Source organism: Acidobacteriota bacterium, assembly GCA_016196035.1.
Classification (GTDB): Bacteria; Acidobacteriota; Blastocatellia; order RBC074; family RBC074; genus JACPYM01.
On record JACPYM010000120.1, the window covers coordinates 20,465 to 45,430 of the forward strand.

Consider the following 24,966-nt stretch of genomic DNA (forward strand, 5'->3'; position numbering starts at 1 on the left):
TACGCTCAGTTTTTGTGGTCGTGCGCGGGAGACCCCATCGGTGGATGCTGCTTGCGCCAGTTTTCCTCCGCGATTTTTCCATGCGGAACAGTGCTGGTAATCACCAGTTCCATTTCGCACTTCGGACATTTGCCCGGTTTGTCCGAGACCACGTCAGCGTGGGCTGCCATCGGGCAGGTATAGAGTGTGGAAGGAATCGCGGCTGAACTTGCGGACGCAGCGGGAATGGGCGGCGCTTCCATCACGGGAATGAGTGTCATGCCGCATTTGGGGCAGTTGCCCGGCTTGGCCTCATGCACGTCGCCGTGTTCGGGCATCGGGCAGGTGTAGTGAAGAAGCTTCCCGCCGGGTTGTAGCTTTTTCAGCGTCGCTTGAGACACGGGCACGAGCGTCATGGCGCACAGCGGGCACTTGCCGGGTTGGTTGTATTCAATGGAGACGTGCTCCGGCATCGGGCAGATGTATTTGACGGTGGCGTTTGTGGTGGCGGAAGCCATGCCGGGCATTCCTTCGTGACCTTTGGTTGTCGTGCCTGTGTCTGTTGCTCTTTCTCCGGCAGTTGGCGCTTTTGCGGTGGCCTCTTTTGGCTTGAGCATTTTTTGGATGGCCTCGCGAAGTTGGCTTTCCGAATCGAGCATGAATTGGCCGGACGTAACGATTCGTTCGCTTTCGCTCAACCCACTCAACACTTGATACATATCACCCTCGGCCTGCGGACCGAGCGTGACGGTGCGCGGATCGAACTTGCCGCCGTCCAACGCGACGAAAACAGTGGTCTTCTCGCCGCTGCGCAAAACGGCCATATCAGGCACGAGTAACGCGGATGGCTCTAACTCCGACATAACCTGAACCGTGGCGAACATTCCGGGTTTGAGGAAATAGCCGGGGTTGTGGAATTCCATCCTCACTTTTGCGGTGCGGGTTTTCTCGTCCACATTCGGATAGATGTAAGTCACTCGCCCACGGAACTCGCGGTCATTCAGATACGAAAGTGTGACGGTCGCTTCCTGGCCGAGCTTGAGGTAAACCAAATCCTGTTCGTAAATCTGCGCCTGCACCCAGACCAGTCCCAAGTCAGCCAGCCGGTAAATCTTCATGCCGGCGTCCACCATCTGGCCTTGCACCACCATTTTATCGGCCACAAATCCATCCTGCGGCGCGACAATTCGCAATGTCTTCGTCGCCTTGCGCGTCTTCTCCAGTTCGGCGATTTGCTCGTCGGAAATGTCGAAGAATTTCAATTTCGTCAGCGCGGAAGTTTTGAGCGCATCATTGCCCGCGCCCACTTTGTTCGTCGGATCGGTGGCGAGAAGATACTCGACTTGCGCGCTGTAAAGTTCGGGCGAATAAATCTCGAACAACGGATCGCCCTTCATCACCAGTTGCCCGGTGGCATTCACGTAAAGCTTTTCAATCCAGCCTTTGAATTTGGTCGTCACGTCCGCCAGAGCCGTTTCGTTGTATTCAATCGCGCCGACCGTGCGAATGGCCCGGCGCAGCGGCCCACGCGTGACGGTCGCGGTTCGGATGCCCATGGTCTGCGTGGTCACCGGGTCAACCGCAATGGCGGAAGATTCTGCCGCTGCCGCTTCGTCCTCGTAAACCGCCACCATGTCCATGCCCATGCTATCCTTGCCCGGCCCGGGCTTCACCTCGCCGGGATTCATGGTGGACTTGTAGTATTTGATCTTCCGTTCGCCGGACGTGGCAGGTGTGCCGCCTGCACCTGATGCCTGTTTGCGAATGGGCGTGAGCTTCATCCCGCAAATTGGGCAGTTGCCGGGCGTGTCTTGAACGACCTGTGGGTGCATTCCGCAGGTGTAAAGGGTTTTGCCTTCCTTGGCGGACTCGCTCGCGGCCGTATGGTTGTGACCGGTGGAACGTCCGATAAAGAATGCGCCGACGCCAACTGCGGCGATGGCAATGATGGCAACAATGGTCTTGGATTTCATATCAGTGGGAAGATTGCGTCACCGAGTCGGAGGAATTGGTTGAGTTGTTCGCGGACGGTGCAACCGTCCAGCCGGGAATCGGCGGATGTCCCGGCGGCAATGTTCGTTCCAACGCAGGCTCGGTCGTGTTCTTGTCAGCGCAACAACCGGAATGATTCTCGCCGCTGCTGCCGCATTGCTCGTGGCCTGCTTTCACCTCTCCCGCAGGCACGAGCGCCATGCCGCACTTTGGGCAATCGCCCGGTTTGGCGCTCACCACGTCGGGGTGCATCGGACAGGTGTATTGCTCGCCAGCGACAGTTTTCGCCCTCACGTTTTGCAAGCGCGTGGGCACGTCGAAATACAGGCCCGCCGCTGCGCCGACAAAAATCGTCAAAAGCAGGATGCCGATCAGCCGGAGGTTTTTCGTGAAGAAGTTCATGATTGGTATGGTTTGTCGTTACATTCCGCCCCGACTCTTTTTGCTCATGGAAGGCTGCGCGCTCTTTGGGGTGTTGCTGCTAACGCTGCCGCCCATTGCCGCGCCTGTCGGGGGCATTCCACGGACGATCAAGGACAGTTCCGCCAAAACCACTTCGCGTTGCGCGGCGACTTCCACCTTGTCCAACTGGAAGCCGAGCAACGTGCGCTCGGCATCAATCACGTTGATGAACTCCGTCTGCCCGGACAGGTAACTGGCCCGCGCGACTTCCAGCGACTTCAGCGCCTTGGGCACAAGCTGATCGTTCAAGACCTCCAAATTACGTGTGGCCTCGCGATAGAGATACATCCGTTCGGTCACGTCCACCGCCAGTTGGATCTGTTCGTCGGACAAACGCGCCTGCGCGGAACGCTTGCCGGCCTGCGCTTCGGCGATTTGTGCCGCGATTTTGTCGCGCCAGATGGGAAGCGACACTGTGCCGAGCGGACGATAGAGCGTGGGATTCATCTTCACGTCCGCCATCAAGCCGAGGCTGAAATCCGGCAAGCGCGACCGTTTGGCCAAGGTGATCGAGGCTTCGGCAGCGCGCACGTCAGCCGCCATCGCCTTGAGTTGGGTGTTTTGCGCCAAGGCCGTTTCAAACACCTGATCGCCGGAAAGGTCCAGCGCGGTGGACTCGAATCGTCCGGGCATCGGTGGTTCGGGGTCAGTCCCGCCCAAGCCTAGCGCGGCTTTGAATTGCGCCATGAGCGCGCTGCGCGAGTCGTCGAGATTGGCGATTTCTGTTTTGAGGCTGTCTTGTTCGATTTGGGCGCGCAGCACGTCCTGCAAGGTGGCTTTGCCGACTTCGTTTTGGGCGCGGGCGGATTTCTCCACGTCGCTCAATAGTTGCAACGTCTCGCGATCAACGCGGATTTTTTCTGCAAGGAAATAGAGCTGGTAATAGGCGCGCTTCACGTCGAAAGCGCTCGCGAGCGCCGCTGATTGAAACGTGAAATACCGGGATTGGCTTTCCGCCGACGCGATCTGCGCGCCAACTCGCAGCTTGTCCGGCCACGGAATCGTTCCCATCAGGCCGGGCATCACAGACGTGACAATGTTTTGAATGTCCATTTGAAACGTCAACTGCGGGTCAGGCAGCGACCGCGCCTGGGTGATGCGTTCAATGGATGCCAGCCAATCGTAGTAAGCCGCTTCCACCTTGGGCTGGTTGAGCAGTGCGAACGCGAGATAGTTGCTCAAGCCGGACTCGCCGGTCAGTTCAGGTAACGCGGGTTTTTCACCATGCGGGCGGTAGCCGCTCGCCGCCGCCTCCGCCTGACGGCGTGCGGCCTTCTCGGCTTTCGTGGGAATGCCTTTGCAACCGGCCAGCAGCAAACCAACGAGCACAAGACTGGTTGCGCCAGTGAGCCAGCGGCGGGATTTATTTTCTAAATTCATGCTGTCGAGATTCGTTCAATTCCGTTACGACGACGAACTGGATCGTGCTAATGACATGAACCCTGATGCGTGGAGTGGTCGGTTGCGCCGCCGCCGGAAGAAGCGCATCCCGCCAAGAAGATCGCACCTGCCAGTGCTACCGCGAGCGCGATGCGTGCGAAGTTGATTTTGGAGCGGTGTTGGACTGGTTTCATGATCATCTTCAAGGTTTTGTCGTTGCTCTATTACCATCGCGACTCCGCCCCCATCCTTTGGGGCAGCGGAGTCGCACAATTTTCCGCTTTGTGATCGGGAGCTTTTCCGCTCCGCACATTGATTACGTCATCGGAGACAAAATCCCTCCATTTTTTCTCCAGCCTGCTCAATGAAGCGGGGCGTATGGCACGGAGACATAGACGTGGTGTGCGATGTATTGGCTGGCCGCGAAATGCGCTTGCGTGCCCGATGCCGGATGGAAATGAACTCGCACAGATTTCCCTGGTTCAACTTCGTCGGGCCGGATCGGAATCCCGTTCTTCCAAAACTTTGTGCTCCTGTCCCACGCGAAAACAACAGGTTCACCCGGCTTCAAAGGCAACAAGGTGAGGCTTTGGTTCGTAAGGTCTATGGACTGGACAGTGCCGTTGAAGCTCAACCCGTGGATCGGTCCGGGGTAGGCGCGATGACTTGCGCAGCCGGACCAAAGCAAACCCGCGAACGCGAGAATCAATCCGACAAACAGCAAGTATCTTTGGGCGTTTTTCATTTTTTACCCTGTTTTTCCTTGCTCCAGCGCACTTCACGCAGCACAAGTCGCCCGCTCTCTCTGCGGTAATACACCTTGATGGGCTGGCCTGCATGGAGCGAATCAGGTGAAGCCTTTTGCCAGCCAACACGAAAGCGCGTGGAATCCTTCCAGATGAAGATGCGACTGGTAGCGGCCTTGGGTTCGGTCAGAACCAGAGTGTGGTTCGTCAGGTCAATGCTTTGAACCACACCTTGAGCCGGATGCTGCACGGGAGGACGCGCCTGAGTCTCGAATGCCGCTAACGTCACCCCGAACAGAATCAGAAAATGAGTTAAATTGAGCGTGGGGAGTTTCATGGTCTTGCGTAGGTTGGATAACGGAAATTGTGCGAGTGATAATTCGCACGCCACGCTGCTTAATGTTGCATCAACAACGTCGCGCCCTTCACCGGCTCATTGCTGACGCCGCTCGTGCGATAACCCGTGTGGTTCGTGGCGCAGGATGTCGTGATCACCGCGAGCAATACGGCCAGCGCTGCCGCTCGGCACGCATTGATTGCGCGCGGTGATCGAATTGTGCTTTTGGAGTTCATTGATGATTGCTCAATGAGATTGCTGTTTTCCGGCGTGGGAATCGGACGGGACGCCGCTGCGCACATTGCCAGAACGAAGATGGCTGCGAGGAGCGTCCACAGGATTACGATGAGCCAGATTCCCATAACCGGTTCGTGTTTGCGGTTGGCGACGCGACCGCGTTACTTCAACGGGGCGACTTCCGCGTTCTTTTTCTCCATACCCTTGGTGGCAGCAGTGCTGCCTTTGCTGGTATTGCAGCAGGCGGCACTTTCCGCGCCGCATGACGAGCAGGTGTGGGTGGCGACGGATTGTTTGGCTTTGCCGTGACCCACGATGCTCCATTCAGTGCCGCAACCTCCGCACAGATGACGGACGATGGTAACGTAGGGCTTGTTTGCGCCCCGCGCCGTCCAGTCCTTCGTCTTGAGCACTTCGTCCTTGCACTTCGGACACGCCATCTGCGGCACTTCGACCGCAACGGAGTTGGTTGAATGATTGCGGCGATACTCGTCGAGTTGCTGTCGCAGCCTGGGTGACGCGGTGATGCCATCGTCACCGGTGGGTTTGTATTGGGCCTGTGCCGAACCGGCGAACAGAGACAGGGCGATGCCTGCCAGCGTCGCGATCAGGATGTTATTTGTTCGTTTCATAGTTTGCCTTTCGTTATGTGGTGGTTTGTTTGTTGGTGTGATCCCTTTCGCCCGTTGTGAATCGTCTATTTGCCGGTCCAGATTGTGACCGATGGCGTGACGTTATTCGGCGCGTGCAGATAGATCAGCCTGGTTGCACCGCCTTTGGCCGTCGCAATTTCCCCCCTGCTTCGGGTTGCCTTCTTGGGTATCCAGACGGTCACTGATGGAGTGGCGTTGTTCGGAGCGTGCAGTTGAATCAACTGTGACGCGCCGCCTTTGGCGGTCGAGGTTTCGGCGGCGACGATGATTCCCGCGCTCGAAACGAGCAGGGCCGTTGCGATTGTGAGCCGGGCCAACGCCGTGATTCGATTCGTTTTCATATTCGTGGTCTTTTGTCGTGAGTTCATTCCGCCTCTACTTGAGCGGCGCGACCTCGAAGGACGCGGGTTTGTAACCCCGTGCGAGCCAGGGAAACTGTTCAATCGCCCTCGGGCTGGCCGCGTAAGCGCGGTTCTTGAGCACCCTGGCAACCTCACTGTTCGCGGACGCTGGGGTGGTCGCTGGCTTCACGGTGGTGACGCGGGCCAACTGCGGGAACTGCTCCAACATGCGCGGAATGGCGGCGAGCGCGCGGTTGTTCCTGATGTTGGCTGGAACGCTGTCGAAGCGCGTGCTTGGTGTCGTCGTTGCCGGCGACTGACGTGTCAGCCAAGGAAACTGCTCCTTTGCGCGCGGGCTGGCGGCGATGGCGCGGTTGGACAAGTCCGAGACCGAGAAGACGGCGGCCTGGACGGTTGCGGTTGCAGTGAGGAGGGCAGCGGCGACCGCTCCCAGCAGAAGTGTTTGAGTCGTTTTCATAGTAAAGTGTTTGCTGTCGTTGTTTGCTATTTCCGGCGATGTCTTTGCCGTTCCCCCTTTAATACGTTCGGAGAGTGGAAATCCCCTTTGCCATTCCTTGCCTTTCGTCGAACATTTTTTGCTCACTGCGGGGCAATCGAACAACGGGATGGAATCCTCTCTGCAAATTGAGTGCGAGCAGCGGCGTTAACTCACCGCAATCAATGACACCTTTTCTCCTTGCGGGCCGCGCGCAGTGCCCAGCGCGTGGGCATCCAGCGTCGGGACGCCATCAACTAGGAACAGGTAACGATGGTGGCCGTGATGGAGCGGAATTTGAATCGTCCAGCCGCCGTCGGGTTGGCGTTGCATCGGATGCGAGGTGTGATTCCAGTCGTTGAAATCCCCCGTCACAAATACCGCTCCGGCTTGGGCGGATCGGTGGAACAAGCTGACTGGTTTGCTCATCCGCTTCGCGGAGTAGTAGTTTGTCGGGAAGCATGAACCCGATGAGCGCCGAGATGTTTCGGCTTCCACGAAATCAATATCCGCCGTTGCGTAGTTCGGTTGCATAACTTTACCTATATCTACGCCGCCCACGACTCCCGCCCTTGCTGAAGAAACGGACGCGTGATTGTGAACGAACGAAAACTGGACCAATGATGGAAATCAACGGCTTGAAATTTCTTCCACCATCGCCGTCCAGGTGGAGAGTTCACGCGACCCTGCGAAACGTCGGCGCAAATTTCCCTGCGCATCAATCAGCGCGTAGGTCGGAACTTCTTGCACGTTGAAGCGGAAGACGAGAGAGCCATTTGCGTCCAATAGCACCGGATGATTGATACTCATTCGCGTGACAAGCTCCCTGAGAGCGGGCTTGGTCGCCGCGCAATTAGCATGAGGGTCAGTAACGTGCGCGTGATTGTGTTGATGCCCGTGTCCACCGCCGCAGTCGTCTTGCGGGCCGACGGCTGGGTCAAACGCGATGCCGACGACCGTCAGTCGCCGGGATTCCTGTTCCTGCAATTGCTTGAGCGTAGTCGCATCATCGAAGCTTACAGCATTGCCGATTTTCCAAAAGCAAAGCAGAACGGCCTTGCCATGGAAGTCGGAGAGATGGATCAATCTTCCCTCCGAATCTTCGAGAGCAAACTCTTTGGCGGGCAATTTGCCGGCAATGATACGCGGCGGCGGGGATGGCTGCGGAAATTCTGCTCGATGCTGCGCCCACCATTCGCGCCACTCTTGAGCGCCGCGACGGATCGCGTCGAGATTGAAAGGCGGGAGTGGGGCTTCGTCTGAACGTGTGAATTTCGGCAGCGCGTGGCTCGAACGGATTCCGAAATCCAATCCGGTTGTCTTGCGAAGCAGCATGGCAGCTTGCACAACCACGCGCGCGTCCGGATCATCGAGGAGGTGAATCGCCAGCGGCACGTCGTTGGAATTAGCAACACGTTGAAGTTGCTGGAGCGCGAGCACGCGCACGGCTGGGTCGGCATCGCTCAGTTGTTGCCGAAGCAAGACCAGAGAATCCGGGTGTTTGTCTTCGGCTAAAATGCTCATCGCTGGCTCGCGCACATTCAAATCGGGATCGTTAGCCGCTTCATTCACAATTGCTGCCATTGTGCCAGCGAATGCCGGTTCTGTGTGAAGGCGCGCCTTGAGGTGTTCCATTACAAACTGCCGCGCGGTCAGATTGCCACTCCGCCACATTCGCTCCAAAGCTTGCCCTCGGTTTGGTGCTTCGTCGGCAAGTTCTGAAAGAACCGAGTCGGAGGGCGCATCCGAGCGCAGCGTTAGTGACATCGCCAATTCATGCCGCAAGGGTTTCCAAGCAATTAGCGCGACCAAACCGAAAACGGCCAAGCCCGCCAACCACCAGCCATCGCGTCTATTGAATTTGGACCAATGGTGATTCATTGCCACAAGCGGAGAGTTCCAGCGCGGGATTTCACGGAGTGTCAACCACGCGATATATTTCACAAGCCCCGGAGGCTGCTAGATTGGTCCAAGAGCTTGAACTAGCGGTGGCGGTTAGCGTAGCGTTGGTCGTCCAATTACCCGCAGCCACACTGGTGGCGGACTGGACTTGGTAGGTGTGACTAGAAACGGAAGTCCAAGTAATCACGAATCGGTTTGGGCCGACGAACCTTGCGGCTGTAATCGGGAACGGCGAAACCGTTCCCGTCGTGACAATGAAGTTGGACGAGCCAACAACATTCCCGCCAAGTCCTCGGACGCTTACCGGGCCGGAACTGGCTACGGCAGGCACGAGTGCGGTGATCTGCGTGGGGGAATTTATGTCATACGACGCACGGATGCCGTTGAACGTGACGTTGGTGATCGAATCGAGGTTCGCGCCCGTGATGGTAACGCTAGTGCCGACAGGACCATTTTGCGGTGAGAAACTTATCGAGCCGGGCGAGGCAGGCGACTGACCGTCCACTTTACTGCGCAGCACCCACGCGAGGTTGTTCGGCAAGGCGCTGAAGAAGTTATAGCCGGTTTCTTGTTGAATCTGTTTAGTTGACGTGACGAAAGTCGTCCACGTCTTGCTAGACACCGAAGCGTCGTTGGGAGTATTGAGAGCGATGACGCGGATGGAGTTAGGGTCGGTGTTCGTAATTCGGCTCAATGCAGTGCCAGCGCCTAGCGGAACACACACAACAATCTTCCAGACATTTGAAGCGATGGCGGCATGGCCGCCGGAGAGGATTCGATTCGTGCCGAAATTGCTCGGGCCGGAAATAATGAGCAATTCCTGGGAAGAAATGAGGGTGCGGGAATAATTCTCGAAGGTCGCCCACAGACCTTGGTTGTTCTGCGACGCCTGCGGAATGATGTTCGACATGATGAATGTCTTTTCGTTGTCAGCCACGGTGTCCGTGCGATCAGCCGAGGGGCACATGTGGCCACGGTCATAGCTTTGGCTGTTGACTGAACCAAACGTGCTGGTGGGTACGGGGTGAAAGTCCGATGGCACATTCGTTTCGACTGCCCAGGCGTCGGTTCGCCCGCTTGAGCCGACATCGCCCGCAGTTAAGTCCCAGCTCACCCAATTTGGCTGACGATTGGTATCGCTATAATCGAGCGCATACTGGGGGTGCTGAATCAGATAGTGAAGATGATGGAGTTGATTGGTGGCATCGGCGGTAGCCCCGGTGGGGTTTCCAAGTTGCATCTGGAGATTGATGTCAATAATCGCCTTCCCTTGCTGGAGTGAAAGAACGAGCACTGAGCCGGCGAGAAGCAGCCGTAGGATGGCTCGGCTGGGAAGTGGATAAATTGGGGTTCTCATGGAGAAGTCATTTGGCGCACTTGTGGTTCTTCGAGTGTCAGTTTGTTGGCGCGGCCCGTGAAACGGCTGGTTCCAAAGCGGGCCGCGCTTTTCGCTTGGGTCAACTAATCGGCATCACTTCCTTTCCATTGGGTCTCATTTTGGTTTCCTGAACCGGCCCAAATTCGTTTTGTTTGCTTCAGGTTCGCGGGATACGTCACTCATTCAACCCCCAATGATTCACGGCCGCACCCTGCTGGACTACGCGCACTGTGTCCAAGTCCTCGCCGACATGCTTTGACAATTCAAAGGTGCGGGTTGGTTGGTGGGGCGCGTGACCTGACAAATAGTAATTCACAAAGCAGGCCAGACCGCTGACGCGGGCCGTCTCGCGCAGGTCGCGCTCCACAAGCGTCTGCGACGGTGTCGTTCCGGCCGTAAACGGAAGCAGAATCACCAGTGCGCCATCCGGCTGCGTGCGCCGCGTGAGCCAGTGGCACAGCCAATCTTGCACCGGGCGCGGCAGCACATGCGGATTGCTCGGGCAACAAAATACGATGTCTGCCTCGGCGGCGATGCCCACGGCGCGGGCGAACAGATTCCGCTCCGTCAGCGCGTCGAAGCGCCACCAGAAATCAAGGAATTGAAATTCGACGGTCAAACTGCGGACCACGCCAAGATACACTTCCTTCGCCGCGCGAAAGGCCGCATCGTCATCGTAAGCCAGTGCCACGGTGATTGGTGAATCGCCCTTTGGTTTGCATGTCGCGGCGATGGATTTCGGAAGCATCATGATTTTGTTACGCACCAGGCGGACGAATCCCTCTCGCCCAATCAATTCTTGAGAAGACTGTGAACAACGATGAACGCGCCCAAAAGCAGAAGGCCGGTTGCGAGCACTCGCGTGAGCCAGAGGCCGGACAGCCGGGCGGCTAGCCATGTGCCCGGCCACAGGCCAATCATTCCGCCGAGCGTGAACAGGCCGGTCGTTTCCCAAGACACCCGCTGGCCCGCGAGGAAATGCGATCCCGTGGCGACGGCGCTCACCAGCGCGACGCTGAACATGGCGGTCGCGATGGCGCGATGAATCTCCACGCGACTGATGAGCACCAATCCGGGAACGAGAATGAATCCGCCGCCCACGCCAAGCAGTCCCGAAAGAACGCCTGTGCCGAACCCAAGCGATGCCAGCCGGAAAAACTGATGCGACTTTGCATCGGAGTTTTCACACGCCTGGCCGGACGAGTTTGGCGTGCCGTTGGATTGTTGAATCCACAACCGCACCGCCACAATCAACACGAGCGCGGCAAATACCAGCAGCAGCCAGCGTTCAGGCAGGTGTCGGCCAATCAACGCGCCAACGGGCGCGCCCGCTAAACCGCCGAAGGCAAGCTGCCAGCCCAGGCGTTTATCAATTCCACCGCCGCGCGTGGTCTGCGCCGCACGCACTCCCGCCATCGCACCGACGGCGATCATCGAAGTGCAAACCGCCGCGTGGGGGCGCAGATGCAGGGCATAGACCAGCAATGGCACGGCGAGTGTTGAACCACCGTTGCCGGTCAACCCAAACAGGACTCCCACAATTAAACCGAGAATCAGCGTCATTGCGGTTCATTGCAGTTTGTCGCTCGCGTCAAGTGCGACTCATGTGCCGACGTTTCACCCGTTCAAATGATCTCGAACAGGTGCAAGCCCTCTACCGGTTGGTTGGGATGCGTCCTCGCACCAATGAGCGCGGCCAGTTGGTCCGAGTTCACCGGCTTTTCGAGAAACGCCATTGCACCAAAGCGGCGCGCGGCCTCGCGGCGCTCCGCGTTGCTGGTGGCGCTCATCAAAATGACCGGCAGTTCCGGCCAGCGGAGGCGGATGAACTGGAGCAAATCGAAGCCGTTCATTACGGGCATCTCGACATCGCTGATGACCGTCCCGACCGGCTGTTCGGCGAGCTGGCGGATGGCGTCTTCGCCATCAAAGGCAACGATAACTTCAAATCCCATGCGGCGCACCAGGCTTTCCACCCAGCGCGCGGTCAACGGATTGTCGTCCACGACAAGAACCGGTCTTGTTTCTGCATCCATATCTGGTGATACGTCGGCTTGCTTGCCAACCCTCGCGGCGTTAGCGGGCATCTGTCACAACGCCTTCTCGCCTTCCTCGCCGGAACGAATGTTGATGGCGCGTTCGATGTTCAGAACAAAAATTCTCCCGTCACCTTTTTCGCCGGTGTAAAACGGCTCGCGCAACACTCGCACAAAACGATCCACGTCGGCATCGGCACACGCGATTTCGACCTTGGCAATGTTGGAGTATTTCTCCCAATACTGTTTGAACATCTTCAGACGGAATTGTTCGGCGTCGGCGAACGCGCCGATGGCGATGACGTGGGAGACGGCCACATCGGTCGCGCCTTCCTCGGTCAAGCGTCCCAAGACGTGCTCCAGAAAATTTTCGCCCACGTAGGCTTTGATCTCTTTCATGGGAATGGATGCTTTGGATTCGTGGCGTCCGAGTAGCTTGCGCTGCTCTACTTTGGCGACATGCCTTCGGTCGGTGGCGCTCCGCGATGCGTTGCGCAGCAAAACACCGAGTCGCTTCCACATGCCTCGCATGTATGCTCGACCTGTTCCTTCGCGCCAAAACCCCGGCCCGTCACGGTGATCGTGGATTTGCAACCCGGACAATAATGCCGATGCTCGAACGGCGTGAAAAACCGGTTTCGTGGCCTGTTCACGTCAGCGAACAAGACGGTCTTGCACTTGGCGCAGGCCATCGCGACGGCGTCGCCTTTCTTGAGATTCAGTTCGTCGCCAGTGTTCTTGACGTGATACAGCGGAATGAATTTGCGTTCTTCATAAACGCGCGTGGTTGATTTGCCTCCCGATGACGCGCAACCCGTGACCGCCAATCCCACCGTGAGGAGTGCCGCCCATGCGGCCAGATGCTTAAAGCGCCGTGTGATCTTCATGACTTTGCCTTTCTCGTCAGCCGTCACCTGCTTCGCGCTGACGCATGTGACCGCTTGTTTCGCAGCCATTCCTTTATACGACCAACACGGAGTTCACCCCTCCACCAGCGACTTTCGCCGTCCCGTTTCTTGCCGGGTTGTTGACAACCTGCCCGTCAACCACCAAGGCATAATCGTAGCGGCCTGGCGACAGGAACAACATGCGCGCCCACCGTCCGCGACCTGCCGGACACATCGGTGTGGCGGTTGGATTCCAGCCGTTAAATGTTCCCGCGAGGGTGACGCGATGAACGAAGGCCCGCTGGAGCTTGAACAGAACGCACCGCAACTCCAGCTTGGTTGCGGTGCGTCCTGTCCTCATGTGCGTTTGACGATGTTCGTGATGTCGCCCGGCGCGCTGTTGTCAGTGCATGTGCGCCGAATGATCCGCGGGTTCAGGCGTTCCAGCGGGGCTGGCTTTGACAAACTGGCCGCAGCGCGCCATTGCTTTGCCCATGTAAGGATTGCTCACGATTGTTCCGGTTTGCAGCCAACTGGCTTTTGCCATCGCGCAATGCACCTGCCGATAGAGGCCGGACACCGTCGAGTCCTTGGCTGCGAATTGAATGAGCGATTCACTCAACGGCTTGAACGCTTCGCGTGCGGCAGCCAGGTCTTTGGCTTTGGCCACGGCTTCCGCCTGCTGCCCAATCGTCGTCGAAAATGTATTCGCCTTGTCTTCCTTCACCGACTTGGCAATTGCCTGCGCGCTCGTTGTCGCACCTTCGAGCAAATCGCCGGCCAGCGCGGTTTGAATCTGGATGTAGCCGTCGAAAACGGCGGCGACGGGCTGAGGCAATTTGCTGGTGGCGGCGGTTGCCTGCGCGTCGTGCGCGTCGTGCCCGGACTTTTGTGAGCAGCCTGGCATTGCAGCCGTGTCTTCGCCGCCACAACAACCGGCTTGAGCCGCAAAGGACGGGAGAGTGATAAAACCCGCAGTGAGGATGGATAGAACCAACATTTCTTTCTTCATGTTTTTGTTTCGATTTTGTGTTGAGGTTTGAACGGACAAATGGAAATCCGGGGATGGAGAAATCGCTCGAAGTCGGCGCGCAACTGTTTGCGCGCATGATATAGTCGCGACTCGACCGCTTTGGCGGAGCATTGCAGCAGGCTGCCGATCTCAATTTGCGAAAGCTCGTCGTAGGCGAACAGGCGCACTGGCTCGCGCAGTTGAGGCGGCAGAGCCGCGAGCGAATCCTCCAAGCCACGCATTTCTTCCTCGTGCTCCAAACGAACATCCGGCGCTGGCTCGCGGGCCGGGACAGTCTGTTGCGATTCCAGTTCCTCCTCGTTCAGCTCCTCCAGCGAAATGATTTCGGGCTGGCGGGCGCGATGACGAAGGCGGTTGCGGGCCAGATTAAAGGCAATGGTGTAAAGCCAGGTCGTGAACCTCGCCTGCAAATCAAACCTATGTCGGTGGCGATAGACGCGGATGAAAGCCTCGTCCACAACGTCCGCCGCCTCGTTCCAGTCCTTCAGCATCCGTGCAATTACACCATGCAGACGGGCGGCATGACGCTGCATCAAGCGCGTCAGCGCTTCGTCTTCATCCCGGCACAGGCAGGCCATGTCCACCGCATCCTGTCTGGCAATCGCTTCCTGTCCGTTCGTGCTCCGGCTTGGCGTGAGACACAAATCCTTTTCAACCGGGAGAGGGCCGGATCGGCTACCTGTATGGTGGGTATCAACTACGAGCGTCTGCGTTGTGCGACTCCATGTCCACTTCGCCTCTTGGCCAATCGGATGTTCGCTTCCGTTCGCAGGCGAAACTGACTTGCCGTTTCGGTCCAAAGTCTGGGTCGTTGTGTCGGAAAGTAAAAGAATCAGAGCCATGAAGTCGCTCCCAAGTCAGACACGGCGCACGGCGTCAACCAACGGTTAGCACGGCGTTCGCTCCGCCATGTGGGTTTGCCACGGTCTCTTTGGCGTTCGGGTCATCAACCCAATCGCCATCCACCACCAAGCGGTATTCGTAGCGGCCCGGCGGGAGTGTGAGTTCTTTTACCCAACGACCGTCACCGAGAGCAACCATTGGCGTTGCGCCCGGCTGCCAGTCGTTGAACGAACCGGCGATGCACACGGCCTTGGCTTTGCTGCTCTGAAACTCAAACCGGCAGGCACGTTTGCCGGAAGCGGAAGGCGTTGCTGTAGTTTTGTTGTTTCTGGACATGAGGATTCCTTTCCCGCTCGCGAACGGGGATTTCCCTGAGCGATGGGGACTTCAAATCCGGTGCTGGACCATTCGCGCAGAGGAATTTTCACGGGCGTTTTCATAAACTTCGTCGAACCTTGATACGCCGCAGAACAACGCTTCCCTCTGCCAAATACGGAGAAATTGCGCCGCCCGGTTAGAATGGAATGGTCCGTGCGTTCCTTGCGCGCAGCCGAATTTCGCTCGGCAACCTATTCCGCCAGCAGTGGCGCGAGGCTTTCGCGGAGTTGCTGACGCGCTTTGTAGATGCGCACCTCGACCGCTTTGGCGGAACAATTTAGAATCTCACCGATCTCCGCGTGGGACTTCTCCTCGTATTCCGCCAGCACCAGCGGGATGCGCCACTTGTCGGGGAGCGCGGCAACCGCGCGGCGCACGGTCTCCGCCCGTTCCTCGGCTTGTGTGGCTTCACTTGGCGACGGCCTGTTTTCGGGCAGCGATTCTCTGAAGCTATCACCCGTGACTTCGTTTTCCGCATCGAGCGAGACCTGCTGATGGCGTCCGCGCCAGCGGTAACGGTCGCGAACGAGGTTGCTGGCGATGGCGTAGAGCCAGGTGGAGAATCTCTTGTCGGTGTCGAACTTCGCCCGATTCTGATAAACGCGGACGAACGTTTCCTGCGCCAAATCCGCCGCGTCCTCCTCGTTTTGCAATGAACGAACCAAATACTGGAAGATCCGTTCCGCGTGGCGTTCCATCAAACTGTTCAACGCCGCGCCATGTCCCGACGCCAACCGCGCCATGTCGAGGCGATCTTGCTCGTCGGCATCGGCGGGCTTCGCTTGAGAGCAATCTGCCTCCGTCTGCACCGGCAAGGTGCTGATGCCGGGATGCGTGGTTGGCTGCTGCGAGAACATGGCTTCAATTCATCTGCGCCTCTCCGCATCGGGGCGGGCGGACGGACTCATGCCGTCACGCCTCGCCCCGGCGGGCAATGCGCGTTATTTCTTCTCCATGCCATTGGTTGGCTTGGCATCTTTGGTTGTGGCGCAGCAAAATGCGGAGTCATCGCCACACGCCTTGCAACTGTGCTTGAGTTCGGTGATGTCGCCCTTGGCGTGGCCGGTGACGGTAATGGTGGAATTGCAGCCCGCGCACGCATGTGTGCCGATCAATTCCTTCGGCTGGCCGCCTTCCATCAGAAGCTGCGCGCCCTTCGTGCCCTGCTTTACGCGGGTGACCCACACGGTTTTGCACTTGCTGCACACCATCGCCATCGTGTCGTCATCCTTCAACGCCGCGGCGTCCTTGGTGGTTTTCACTTCCTTGAGCAGCATGAGTTGATGCTCGCCGCCTTTCATTGGCTTCATCGGTTCGTCCGCGCGAACTGTGACTGACATCGCCAAGGCGAATGTCACGATTAAGCCGAGCATTGTTTGATGGACTGTTTTGTTGGTCTTCATTTTTGTTCCTTTCATTTATTTTACTGGTTGTTGTTTGTTTCGGGGCAAACCCACGACATTGGCTTTGTCAGCCACGGCCACAGGCTCAAATGACTTCATCAGGTTCTTTGTCGGTCTTTAACAGTTTGTGAACGATGGCGATCAACTTCTCCGGTCCATCCTGTTTGGAGGCAAAACCTGATGCGCCAGCTTCGCGGGCAAGCCGTTCGTTGCGCCTCACGTCGAACATGGTGGTCGCGATTATGGGAAGCGTGGGAATTCTCGCGTGAAGGGTTTTGATCAGGTCCAGTCCACTGGAAGACTTCAGTTGAATGTCGGTCAGCACGAGGTCTGGCCGGACTGTCACGATGGCGGCGAACGCTTCCGGTGCGTCTTCCGCCTCGCCGCACACGGCCAGGTCGGGTTCGCGTTCCAGCGCCTCGACGATGCTTCGGCGCATCAACTTGTGATCCTCAATGACGAATACTCTATTCTTCACACCACAATCATGACGGGCAGGACGGTTTTGCCCATTGGCGGGAGAGTCAGGCGCAAATAAAGAAAATGCTTATCGGGATAGGAAAAATGCCGCTTGTGTGGCAGCGGTCGAAGCGAAAGCCCGAAAATTGCCTTGAGAAATCGCGCGAGCTATCCGCCCTGTGAGGCAACCCACCGGATGGCGAACCGCTGAAACTCCGGCGTAGTCTTCAATTCCAGCTTTTCTTTGATGTGCATCCGATGCACGTCCACGGTTTTGGGACTGAGATGAAGACGCTGCGCGATTTCGTCTGTGCTCCAGCCTTCGCCAAAAAGGCGCATCACTTCCAATTCGCGGTCGCTTAATTTGGATTCCGGCCCACCGCCTACTTTGCCGGATGGCGCGGCCACGGATTCCAAAATCTTGGCTGACATGCGCGGACTCACGGCGATTTGTCCGTTCAACACGGTGCGGATTGCTGCTACGAGTTGCTCTGGTCCTTCAGCTTTCATCACGTAGCCGCGTCCTCCGGCCCGCAAGACCCGCGCGGCGTAAAGTGACTCCTCTTGCATGGACATCGCGAGCACAGGCAAGCCGGGATGGACGGCTTGAATGTCCTTGATAAGTTCCAGACCATCTTTGTCAGGCAACGCCATATCCATGAGCACAATGTCGGGTTTCAATTTCGCAATGGCCTCCATTGCTTCGCGTGCCGTGCCAGCCTCGCCGCAGACCATCAAGTCTTGTTCACGGCTCAATAAATCGGCTTGCCCACGCCGCATTAGCGGATGGTCGTCCACGAGCAGAATTCTCTTCCACTTTGGCAGGGGTTGGTTTCGCGTTTTTTCTGACATGTCTTGGTCTATTGAGATAGTTTCATTCCATCGGCAACGGGCTTCTCCACAACAAACTTTGGCACGGAGCAAATCACCTCGACGCCCACGGCTGGCTGTGCTTGAACTTGCAACCGTCCCCCCATCAACCTGGCGCGCTGCTCCATCGTGCGAAGGCCGAGACCGGATGAAGCCGCCTGTGGCGAGAAACCGACGCCGTTGTCGCGCACGCGCAACTCCACACCGGCGGAATGTTGTGCCAGAGCGATTTCAATCCGCGTGGCGTGGCCGTGCTTGAGCGCGTTATGCACGGCCTCCTGCGCGATGCGATAAAGGTGGCTGGCCACGGTTTGGTCATGCACCAAGACGAGGTCGGACGCGAACTCAGACGCGATGCCGTGTCTGCTCGAAACGCGCTCGGCCAAATCATCCAACGCCTGAACCAAGCCGTCCGGCTGCGGCGGGACGGCGTAGAGTTCGTGAGACAGGTTGCGTGCTAGTGTGATGGCGGTGGCGAGTTCTTTGGAGAGCTGCCCGGCGATTTCCGCTTGTGGCGCGTTCGCCGATTGCAAATCCCGTTGCAGACCGTTCATCAGGAAAAGCAGTCCGCCGAGTTGCTGACCCAAACCGTCGTGCAATTCCCGCGCGATGCGTCCGCGCTCGCGTTCCGTCGCCGCCGCGAGTGCCTGCTCCAGTTGCCGGCGCTCAGCCTCGCTTTGAGACAAGGCTTCTTCCGCCCGCTTTCGCTCAGTGATGTCGGCGCGGATGGCGATGTATTGGCGAGGTTTGCCCTGTTCGTTGAGGAACGGAACGATGGTCGTGTCCACCCAATAATGCGAACCGCCTCTGGCCTTGTTCTTGATTTCGCCTTTCCAAACTTCTCCACGCGCGATCGTGCTCCACAAATCGCGCATGAATTCCTTGGGATGATGGCCGGAGTTGATGATGCGGTGGTCCTGCCCCAGCAATTCCTCGCGCGAATACTTTGAGATCGCGCAGAACTTGTCATTGACGTAGGTGATTTTTCCCTGCGCGTCCGTTATGGCCACGATGGCGTGTTCGTCGAGCGCGGCTTTCAGTTCGGCCAGTTCTGCTTCGAGGTTTGGGGGATGGGAGCGATTCATAATTTCGTGCCGCGCAGTCGGAGCGCATTGGCGATGACGGAGACAGAACTCAGACTCATCGCCGCGCCCGCGATGATGGGACTAAGGAGCAAGCCGAAGAATGGATAGAGCAAACCCGCCGCGACGGGAATTCCCAGCGCGTTATAGACGAATGCAAAGAAAAGATTTTGGCGGATGTTGCGCATCATCGAACGGCTCAAGGTGATGGCCTTGGCGATGCCACGAAGGTCGCCTTTGACGAGCGTGATTCCCGCACTTTCCATCGCCACGTCAGTGCCAGTGCCCATTGCGATGCCTGCGTGTGCGGCGGCAAGCGCAGGCGCATCGTTGATACCGTCGCCAGCCATCGCAACGATGTGACCTTGTTGCCGGAGTTGTTGAATGCGTTCGTGTTTGTGCTGCGGTTCAACGCCGGCTTCCACTTGGTCGAGTCCGAGTGTTTTGGCGACGGCGTTCGCGGTGCGCTCGTTGTCGCCAGTGAGCATGATGATTTTCAGACCGAGCCGGTGAAGTTGCGCGATGGCTTCGGGCGTGGATGCCTTGATAGGATCGGAAACGGCAAGGATGCCCGCTACCCGCCCGTCAAGGGCAACGAACATCGCGGTTTGTCCCTCGGCTTGTAACGACGCCGCGCTTGGTTCAACGATTTCGAGTGCGCCGACGCCACGCTCTTGTAGAAACCTAAGTTTGCCCACAATCACATTGCGCTCCCCGACTTTGCCAATCACTCCGCCGCCCGTGACGGAATTGAATTCAGTGGCGGGTTGCAGCTTCACGCCGCGCTCTTTCGCGCCGTGAACAATTGCCGCAGCCAGCGGGTGCTCGCTGTTTTGCTCGATTGACGCGGCGTAAAACAACACGCCTTCCTCCCCCATGCCGTTGGTCGGAATCACTCCCGTGAGTCGTGGCTTGCCTTCGGTGAGCGTGCCGGTTTTGTCCACGACGACGGTGGTTACTTTCTCCATCACTTCGATGGCTTCGGCGTTGCGAACGAGCACGCCTTCCTGCGCGCCGCGTCCGATGCCAACCATTACGGACATCGGCGTGGCGAGTCCGAGAGCGCATGGACAAGCGATGATGAGCACAGCGACCGCGTTGACGATGGCATGAGCGAAACGCGGGTCTGGACCGAGCCAAGCCCAACCGATGAAGGTCAACACCGCCACGGCCAGCACTGCTGGAACGAAGTAGCTGGAAACTTTATCGGCCAATGCCTGGATGGGCGCGCGGCTGCGTTGTGCATCGGCAACCATCTGGACGATGCGCGCCAGCACGGTCTCGCTGCCGACGTGTTCGGCTTGCAGGAGAAAACTGCCGGTGGTGTTGAGCGTGCCGCCGGTCACTTTGTCGCCGGTGATTTTTTCCACAGGCAGCGGCTCGCCGGTAATCATGGATTCGTCCACCGAGGTTTTGCCGTCGAGCAGGATGCCATCTACCGGAATTTTTTCGCCGGGCCGCACGCGCAATTTTGCTCCGGCGTGAACGGATTCAAGCGGCACGTCACGTTCCCCGCCGTCCTGAACCACTCGCGCGGTCTTTGGCGCGAGATTCAACAAGGCGCGGATGGCGCTTCCGGTTTTGCTTCGCGCCCGGAGTTCAAGCACTTGGCCGAGCAGCACAAGCACAACGATCACTGCTGCCGCCTCGAAATAGATTCCGACCTTGCCGTCAGGTGCGAGCGAAGTTGGAAAAGCGCCCGGTATGAGCATCACCGCCGCGCTGAACAAATAGGCCGTGCCGACACCAATCGCGATGAGCGTGAACATATTCAACTGCCAGGTGACGATTGAACGCCAGCCGCGTTTGAAGAATGGCCAGCCCGCCCACAACACCACGGGCGTTGAGAGGACGAATTGAATCCAGCGTGACGTGTCCCCCATCACCCAGCTTTCGTGGCGCAGCGAGGGAATTGAGTGCGCCATTGCGAGCAGGAAGACTGGCAAGGCGAGCGCCCCGCCAATCCAGAACCGCCGCGTCATGTCGGTAAGTTCGGGATTTTCTTCCTCCACCGCTGACATGATTTTTGGCTCTAACGCCATGCCGCACTTTGGGCAATTCCCCGGATTACCCTGTTGCACTTCCGGGTGCATCGGGCAGGTGTAAATGACTTTGCCCGTTGTCGGCGAAACCCACGCAGGATTTCGTTCCAATGCCATTCCACATTTTGGGCAATCACCCTGCTTGTCTGATTCCACGCCGGGACACATCGGGCAGAAGTATTTTGCGGCAGGCGAGGGTTTCACTGTTGCGTGTTCGTGGCCGTGATGGGAATGGTCGTGATGTTCGTGACCGCCGCAACAATCACCGTGGACAGGCGCGGATTTGGCCTTGCCGCCGCAACACGAATCCTTGGCGTGGATTGCTGGTTGAGCCTCGGCCAAGAACTTTGTGCGGCAATGGTCGCTGCAAAAGTAAAACGTCTGTCCGTCGCGTTCAGCGTGCAGAGCCGTCGCTTCGTCCACCGTCATTCCACAAATCGGGTCTTTGGTCATGGGTCAGTTTTTCATGAAGTCCATCGCGTCATTTCTGACTCGGTGTGACTTGGAGCGTGAACCGGGCGAACTTGGACACGCCGCCGATTTGGACTTGCGCGTAGAGCCGCATGAGGCCGGGCTGTTCGGGTTGTATATGAAACTCTAGGCTGCCAGCGCCCCGGTCAGTGTCCTTCGTCGGCTCTGCGCCCATCGGGTGGATGTGGACGATGGACTTGTAATCTTCGCCGAAAGCCACGAGATGCGCGTAAGTGGCCATGATGGGTTCAAGCTGAGTGAAGATTTTCCCATCCGGCTGGGTGATTTTAAGTTTGCCCATCGCAGCTTCGCCGACGGTGAGTTTGGTCTTGTCGAACACGACTTCGTATTTCAACCTCTCCACCTCGTCCACCGTCTTGATTTCTCGCTCGGTGATGGGTTCGCCTTGCGTCGAGGCGGCTATGTCCGTCATGGAATACTCTTGCGCGTCCGAAGCCACGGGGAGCAAGTCTGCCCAAACGCGATAAGCCCCTGGCTTGCGCGGCGTGAAGCTGAAGGCGTATTCACCCGGCGTGCCGGTCGGCACGGGGTGTTCGTGATGATAATCCGTCAGGCTCTGGTCGTTGATGAGCAGGTGAATCTTTTTTGTGTGCGCATCCTTCAAGTCCGAGAGCAGCACTGGCGAACCATCCCTCTTGGCAAGACGCAAAACGGCTTCGGCTTTTTGGCCCACTTGCAAGGGTGCTTGGGTGGTGACGGTGGCTTTAAGCGTCGGCTCTGCGGCATGGCCGCCGTGTGCGCCTTCTTTGTGTCCCCCGCTCGCGGCCTCCTTCAAGGTCATGCCGCACTTGGGGCATTTGCCGGGTTTGTCCTGCACAACGTCGGGGTGAGCGGGGCAGGTGTATTTCGCGGCGGCGGCGTGTTCGTGGCCGGGCTGTTCGCCGGAACTGTGTTCGTGATGGCTGCGGTTGCACGCGGTGAGCGCCAGCACAACGGCCAGCACGGAGAGAGGAAGGAGCAATGTTTTTTTCATGGATTTGGAGTGTTGAGTTCTTGCGCGGCGAGCGGACAACTAGAGTCGTCCACCCGCCGCCGTGATCGTGTTAGTGGTTATGCGTATGAGGAGCGGGGGACTGGCTGGAATTGTCTTCCATGCTGGCGCAGCCGGTCAGCGCCAACCCCGCCGCCAACATCGTGAGTAGGAGGGTAATTTTGATCTTCATGTTTTAATGGGAGAAAACTGCTCGCGCGCGGTTCTCGCATTCAATGTTTGTGTTCGTCCTTCTTGAGCACGAGTTTCATTCCACACTTGGGGCAGTCGCCCGGCGCGTCTTTCACCACGTCTTCGTGCATTGGACAGGTGTATTGCTGTGCATGGTCGCCGCCCGCCGGCTTGATGCCGAATTGCGTCTCCAAGACTTTGATCAGGCCGTCCAACTTTTTCAGGTTGGCCTCGGTCTTGGCTTGGTCATTGGCGTCGCCGGACTCGTCGAGGTCGCCAGCGAGCTTGGCGATGTTCTTGACCGTGCCTTCGACCTGCTTCTTTTTGTCGGCGGCGGCTTTCGCAGGGAGCGCATTGGCGAGGTCGCGAATGGCGAAGGCGTGATGATGCACGTCGGCCAGTTTTTTGTTTTTCACCGTCTCGGCGAGTTCCATGTGATCTTCGTGAATCGCTTTGAAAATGCCTTCGACCGTATCGGGGATTTTTACTTTCTCTGCTTTCTCATCCTTCTCCTTGTCGTCAGCCAGCGCGCGCGTGGCCGTGGTGAGGCTCATCAAACCGATGGCAGCGCAAAGCCCCATCGCCAGTAGTGTTTTTGTTTTCATAGTTCTTTTGCTCTTGTTGTTGCTCCCCGAACTCCGCCGTGACACCGGTTTCCGCCGACATGGCGGGGGCGTTCTGGTTTTGGGTTCGGGAAATTGTTTTGCTTCAAATCAAATGTTGTCGTGGAATTTGCATTCACCTGCGGTGTGAGGGGTATTCAACAACTCCTCAATTGTGTCATGGAGCGGAGTGAGGTCCGCTGATTTCCAGAGGATGCGATCTACACCCACCGCTCGGAACTGGGTTTCCACATCGGCGGAAAACTGCGCAGCAAAGACGATGATCTTTCCGGGATAGCCCGTCTTGCGGAGTGTCGTGAGCCACTCTACCCCCGTGAGTTCGGGCATTACCTGGTCGCTGATTATCAAATCGAAATAGCCCGGGTGCTTGAGCACGCAGCGGAGCGCTTTCACACCATTTGCTACGGTCTCGACCTCATACCCCTTTTCGGTCAGATACCGCGTAATGAGGATGGACGTCATCTCATCATCCTCGGCATGGAGAATGCGTCCGCGCGGGATCTGGACAGCGTCTGCATTGTTTGTCGCGGTAGTCATCGTTCGGTGCGATTTTGCCCGCTTACCACAATCAGCACGGAGTTATGACCTCCATACGGATTGGGAACTTGCTCCGGCGCTGACGGGTCGCAGGTCCAAATGCCGTCCACCACGAGCTGGTATTCATAGCGTCCGGGCGGCAGCGCCAATTCCTTGCCCCATCTTCCTTTGCCAAGAGCAATCATGGGCGTTGTGTTGGGATTCCAGTCGTTAAAAGTTCCGGCGATGAACACGGCTTGTGCCTGTTCATGGTTGAACTCGATTCGCACCGGGTGCGGCTGGTTCTTTTTTGGTTTCATAATTTTCCTTTCGTGTTTCCTTCCCCAGCATCAACCGTTTCAACTGCGGATGCGTGGACTGCGTGTTGGGGGACATTTTTCGCACCGCTGGCTGGCAAAGCTGGGATGGCATCCAGCGGGTCGGTCTGATCGCGCACGATGTATTTCTCGGCGGCGCGGCGACCGAACTTGAAGAACACGGCCGGTGTCACCGCCATGTCGAGAAGCGTCGAACTGATGAGTCCGCCGAGAATGACAACTGCGACCGGATACAAAATCTCTTTGCCCGGCTGGCCCGCCGCGAGGACGAGCGGAACGAGCGCCAACCCTGCGACGGCGGCGGTCATCGTCACGGGCACGAGCCGTTCGAGCGAGCCGCGCACGATCATCTTCTCGTCAAACTTCTCGCCCTCGTGCTCCATCAGGTGGATGTAGTGCGAAATCATCATGATGGTGTTGCGCGAGGCGATGCCGGCCAGGGTGATGAGGCCGACGAGCGTGGCGATGGAAACTTTGCCGACCATGAAGTAGGTCAGCGCCAGCCCGCCGATGAAGGCCAGCGGGATGTTCAGCAGAATTTGCGCGACAATCATCGTCGAGCGGAAGTGCGAAAAGAGGACCAGGAACATTGTCGCCAACGTCACGATAGAAAGGATGCCGATGAGCCGCGTGGCTTCCTGTTGGCTCTGGAACTGGCCTTCGTAGCTGATGAAGAAGCCGGCCGGCAGGTGAACCTTCTCGGTGATCTTCTTTTGAATTTCCGTGACGACCGCCCCAAGGTCGCGCCCTGAAACATTGGCCTGAACGACGATGCGGCGCTGGACGTTTTCGCGATTGATGATGTTCGGGCCTTTGCTGTCGCGCACGTCAGCCAGCAACGCCAGCGGCACTTTCTGGCCCTTCTCGGTGTCCACGAGCATTTCGCTCATGGCCTTCAC

Annotated in this window: 32 protein-coding genes; all 32 read right to left on the minus strand. The window is 57.9% G+C overall.

All coding sequences use genetic code 11. The features are described 5' to 3' along the window. Positions 1-5: 5 nt before the first annotated feature. Positions 6-1,952 (minus strand): efflux RND transporter periplasmic adaptor subunit, encoded by a 1,947-nt coding sequence (locus HY011_33705; GenBank protein ID MBI3427906.1) that lies wholly within the window; start codon positions 1,950-1,952, stop codon positions 6-8. A 1-nt stretch (position 1,953) separates the two neighbouring features. Then, entirely contained in the window at positions 1,954-2,373 is a 420-nt protein-coding gene (locus HY011_33710; GenBank protein MBI3427907.1) for a hypothetical protein, read from the minus strand. A gap of 18 nt (positions 2,374-2,391) precedes the next feature. Further along, positions 2,392-3,813: a TolC family protein gene (locus HY011_33715; GenBank protein ID MBI3427908.1), complete on the minus strand. Its 1,422-nt coding sequence runs from the start codon at positions 3,811-3,813 to the stop codon at positions 2,392-2,394. A gap of 361 nt (positions 3,814-4,174) precedes the next feature. After that, positions 4,175-4,558, minus strand: a complete 384-nt coding sequence (locus HY011_33720) for a hypothetical protein (GenBank protein MBI3427909.1) — start codon at positions 4,556-4,558, stop codon at positions 4,175-4,177. Next, entirely contained in the window at positions 4,555-4,896 is a 342-nt protein-coding gene (locus HY011_33725; protein ID MBI3427910.1) for a hypothetical protein, read from the minus strand. The genes HY011_33720 and HY011_33725 overlap by 4 nt, the downstream gene beginning before the upstream one ends. 59 nt (positions 4,897-4,955) lie before the next feature. After that, positions 4,956-5,258 carry a hypothetical protein gene (locus tag HY011_33730; protein MBI3427911.1) on the minus strand — a complete coding sequence of 101 codons (303 nt, stop codon included), beginning with the start codon at positions 5,256-5,258 and terminating at the stop codon, positions 4,956-4,958. A gap of 36 nt (positions 5,259-5,294) precedes the next feature. Beyond that, positions 5,295-5,765: a hypothetical protein gene (locus HY011_33735; protein MBI3427912.1), complete on the minus strand. Its 471-nt coding sequence runs from the start codon at positions 5,763-5,765 to the stop codon at positions 5,295-5,297. 65 nt (positions 5,766-5,830) lie between these two features. Further along, the gene (locus HY011_33740; protein ID MBI3427913.1) at positions 5,831-6,127 is read right to left on the minus strand and encodes a hypothetical protein; all 297 of its coding nucleotides are present in this window, start codon (positions 6,125-6,127) and stop codon (positions 5,831-5,833) included. 34 nt (positions 6,128-6,161) lie between these two features. Next, the gene (locus tag HY011_33745) at positions 6,162-6,749 is read right to left on the minus strand and encodes a hypothetical protein (protein ID MBI3427914.1); all 588 of its coding nucleotides are present in this window, start codon (positions 6,747-6,749) and stop codon (positions 6,162-6,164) included. Between the two features lie 42 nt (positions 6,750-6,791). Then, on the minus strand, positions 6,792-7,157 hold the full coding sequence (locus tag HY011_33750; protein ID MBI3427915.1) for an isoamylase early set domain-containing protein: 366 nt from the start codon (positions 7,155-7,157) through the stop codon (positions 6,792-6,794). Positions 7,158-7,253: 96 nt separating this feature from the next. Beyond that, positions 7,254-8,567 (minus strand): HEAT repeat domain-containing protein, encoded by a 1,314-nt coding sequence (locus tag HY011_33755; protein ID MBI3427916.1) that lies wholly within the window; start codon positions 8,565-8,567, stop codon positions 7,254-7,256. Continuing rightward, positions 8,536-9,882 (minus strand): DNA/RNA non-specific endonuclease, encoded by a 1,347-nt coding sequence (locus tag HY011_33760; GenBank protein MBI3427917.1) that lies wholly within the window; start codon positions 9,880-9,882, stop codon positions 8,536-8,538. The genes HY011_33755 and HY011_33760 overlap by 32 nt, the downstream gene beginning before the upstream one ends. 196 nt (positions 9,883-10,078) lie before the next feature. Beyond that, entirely contained in the window at positions 10,079-10,654 is a 576-nt protein-coding gene (locus tag HY011_33765; protein MBI3427918.1) for a hypothetical protein, read from the minus strand. 41 nt (positions 10,655-10,695) lie between these two features. Further along, positions 10,696-11,466 carry a sulfite exporter TauE/SafE family protein gene (locus tag HY011_33770; protein MBI3427919.1) on the minus strand — a complete coding sequence of 257 codons (771 nt, stop codon included), beginning with the start codon at positions 11,464-11,466 and terminating at the stop codon, positions 10,696-10,698. A 62-nt stretch (positions 11,467-11,528) separates the two neighbouring features. Then, complete coding sequence (locus tag HY011_33775; GenBank protein ID MBI3427920.1) at positions 11,529-11,939, minus strand: response regulator; 411 nt, start codon at positions 11,937-11,939, stop codon at positions 11,529-11,531. A 54-nt stretch (positions 11,940-11,993) separates the two neighbouring features. Beyond that, the gene (locus tag HY011_33780; protein ID MBI3427921.1) at positions 11,994-12,338 is read right to left on the minus strand and encodes a P-II family nitrogen regulator; all 345 of its coding nucleotides are present in this window, start codon (positions 12,336-12,338) and stop codon (positions 11,994-11,996) included. 47 nt (positions 12,339-12,385) lie between these two features. Continuing rightward, a complete protein-coding gene (locus tag HY011_33785) occupies positions 12,386-12,895 on the minus strand; it encodes a hypothetical protein (GenBank protein MBI3427922.1) in 510 nt (169 codons plus the stop codon). 4 nt (positions 12,896-12,899) lie between these two features. Further along, positions 12,900-13,154, minus strand: coding sequence for a hypothetical protein (locus tag HY011_33790; GenBank protein MBI3427923.1), 255 nt, complete (start codon positions 13,152-13,154; stop codon positions 12,900-12,902). 75 nt (positions 13,155-13,229) lie between these two features. Beyond that, positions 13,230-13,838 (minus strand): DUF3347 domain-containing protein, encoded by a 609-nt coding sequence (locus HY011_33795; protein ID MBI3427924.1) that lies wholly within the window; start codon positions 13,836-13,838, stop codon positions 13,230-13,232. Continuing rightward, positions 13,835-14,701: an RNA polymerase sigma factor gene (locus tag HY011_33800; protein ID MBI3427925.1), complete on the minus strand. Its 867-nt coding sequence runs from the start codon at positions 14,699-14,701 to the stop codon at positions 13,835-13,837. Before HY011_33800 ends, HY011_33795 begins: the two co-directional genes overlap by 4 nt. A gap of 34 nt (positions 14,702-14,735) precedes the next feature. Next, positions 14,736-15,038, minus strand: a complete 303-nt coding sequence (locus HY011_33805; GenBank protein ID MBI3427926.1) for a hypothetical protein — start codon at positions 15,036-15,038, stop codon at positions 14,736-14,738. A 233-nt stretch (positions 15,039-15,271) separates the two neighbouring features. Next, positions 15,272-15,937, minus strand: coding sequence for a sigma-70 family RNA polymerase sigma factor (locus tag HY011_33810; GenBank protein ID MBI3427927.1), 666 nt, complete (start codon positions 15,935-15,937; stop codon positions 15,272-15,274). Positions 15,938-16,021: 84 nt separating this feature from the next. Then, on the minus strand, positions 16,022-16,483 hold the full coding sequence (locus HY011_33815; protein ID MBI3427928.1) for a hypothetical protein: 462 nt from the start codon (positions 16,481-16,483) through the stop codon (positions 16,022-16,024). A gap of 85 nt (positions 16,484-16,568) precedes the next feature. Then, complete coding sequence (locus HY011_33820; protein MBI3427929.1) at positions 16,569-16,922, minus strand: response regulator transcription factor; 354 nt, start codon at positions 16,920-16,922, stop codon at positions 16,569-16,571. Positions 16,923-17,110: 188 nt separating this feature from the next. Further along, positions 17,111-17,794 (minus strand): response regulator transcription factor, encoded by a 684-nt coding sequence (locus HY011_33825; GenBank protein ID MBI3427930.1) that lies wholly within the window; start codon positions 17,792-17,794, stop codon positions 17,111-17,113. Between the two features lie 8 nt (positions 17,795-17,802). Further along, positions 17,803-18,897 carry a PAS domain-containing sensor histidine kinase gene (locus HY011_33830; protein ID MBI3427931.1) on the minus strand — a complete coding sequence of 365 codons (1,095 nt, stop codon included), beginning with the start codon at positions 18,895-18,897 and terminating at the stop codon, positions 17,803-17,805. Next, positions 18,894-21,389, minus strand: coding sequence for a heavy metal translocating P-type ATPase (locus tag HY011_33835; GenBank protein MBI3427932.1), 2,496 nt, complete (start codon positions 21,387-21,389; stop codon positions 18,894-18,896). The genes HY011_33830 and HY011_33835 overlap by 4 nt, the downstream gene beginning before the upstream one ends. Before the next feature lie 28 nt (positions 21,390-21,417). After that, complete coding sequence (locus HY011_33840) at positions 21,418-22,389, minus strand: hypothetical protein (protein ID MBI3427933.1); 972 nt, start codon at positions 22,387-22,389, stop codon at positions 21,418-21,420. Positions 22,390-22,631: 242 nt separating this feature from the next. Next, positions 22,632-23,195, minus strand: coding sequence for a hypothetical protein (locus tag HY011_33845; GenBank protein ID MBI3427934.1), 564 nt, complete (start codon positions 23,193-23,195; stop codon positions 22,632-22,634). Between the two features lie 108 nt (positions 23,196-23,303). Further along, a complete protein-coding gene (locus HY011_33850; GenBank protein MBI3427935.1) occupies positions 23,304-23,750 on the minus strand; it encodes a response regulator in 447 nt (148 codons plus the stop codon). Continuing rightward, positions 23,747-24,049, minus strand: a complete 303-nt coding sequence (locus HY011_33855) for a hypothetical protein (GenBank protein ID MBI3427936.1) — start codon at positions 24,047-24,049, stop codon at positions 23,747-23,749. The genes HY011_33850 and HY011_33855 overlap by 4 nt, the downstream gene beginning before the upstream one ends. Further along, positions 24,046-24,966 (minus strand): efflux RND transporter permease subunit (locus tag HY011_33860; GenBank protein ID MBI3427937.1); only part of this gene is annotated, 921 nt, incomplete at its 5' end. The genes HY011_33860 and HY011_33855, both read right to left, overlap by 4 nt.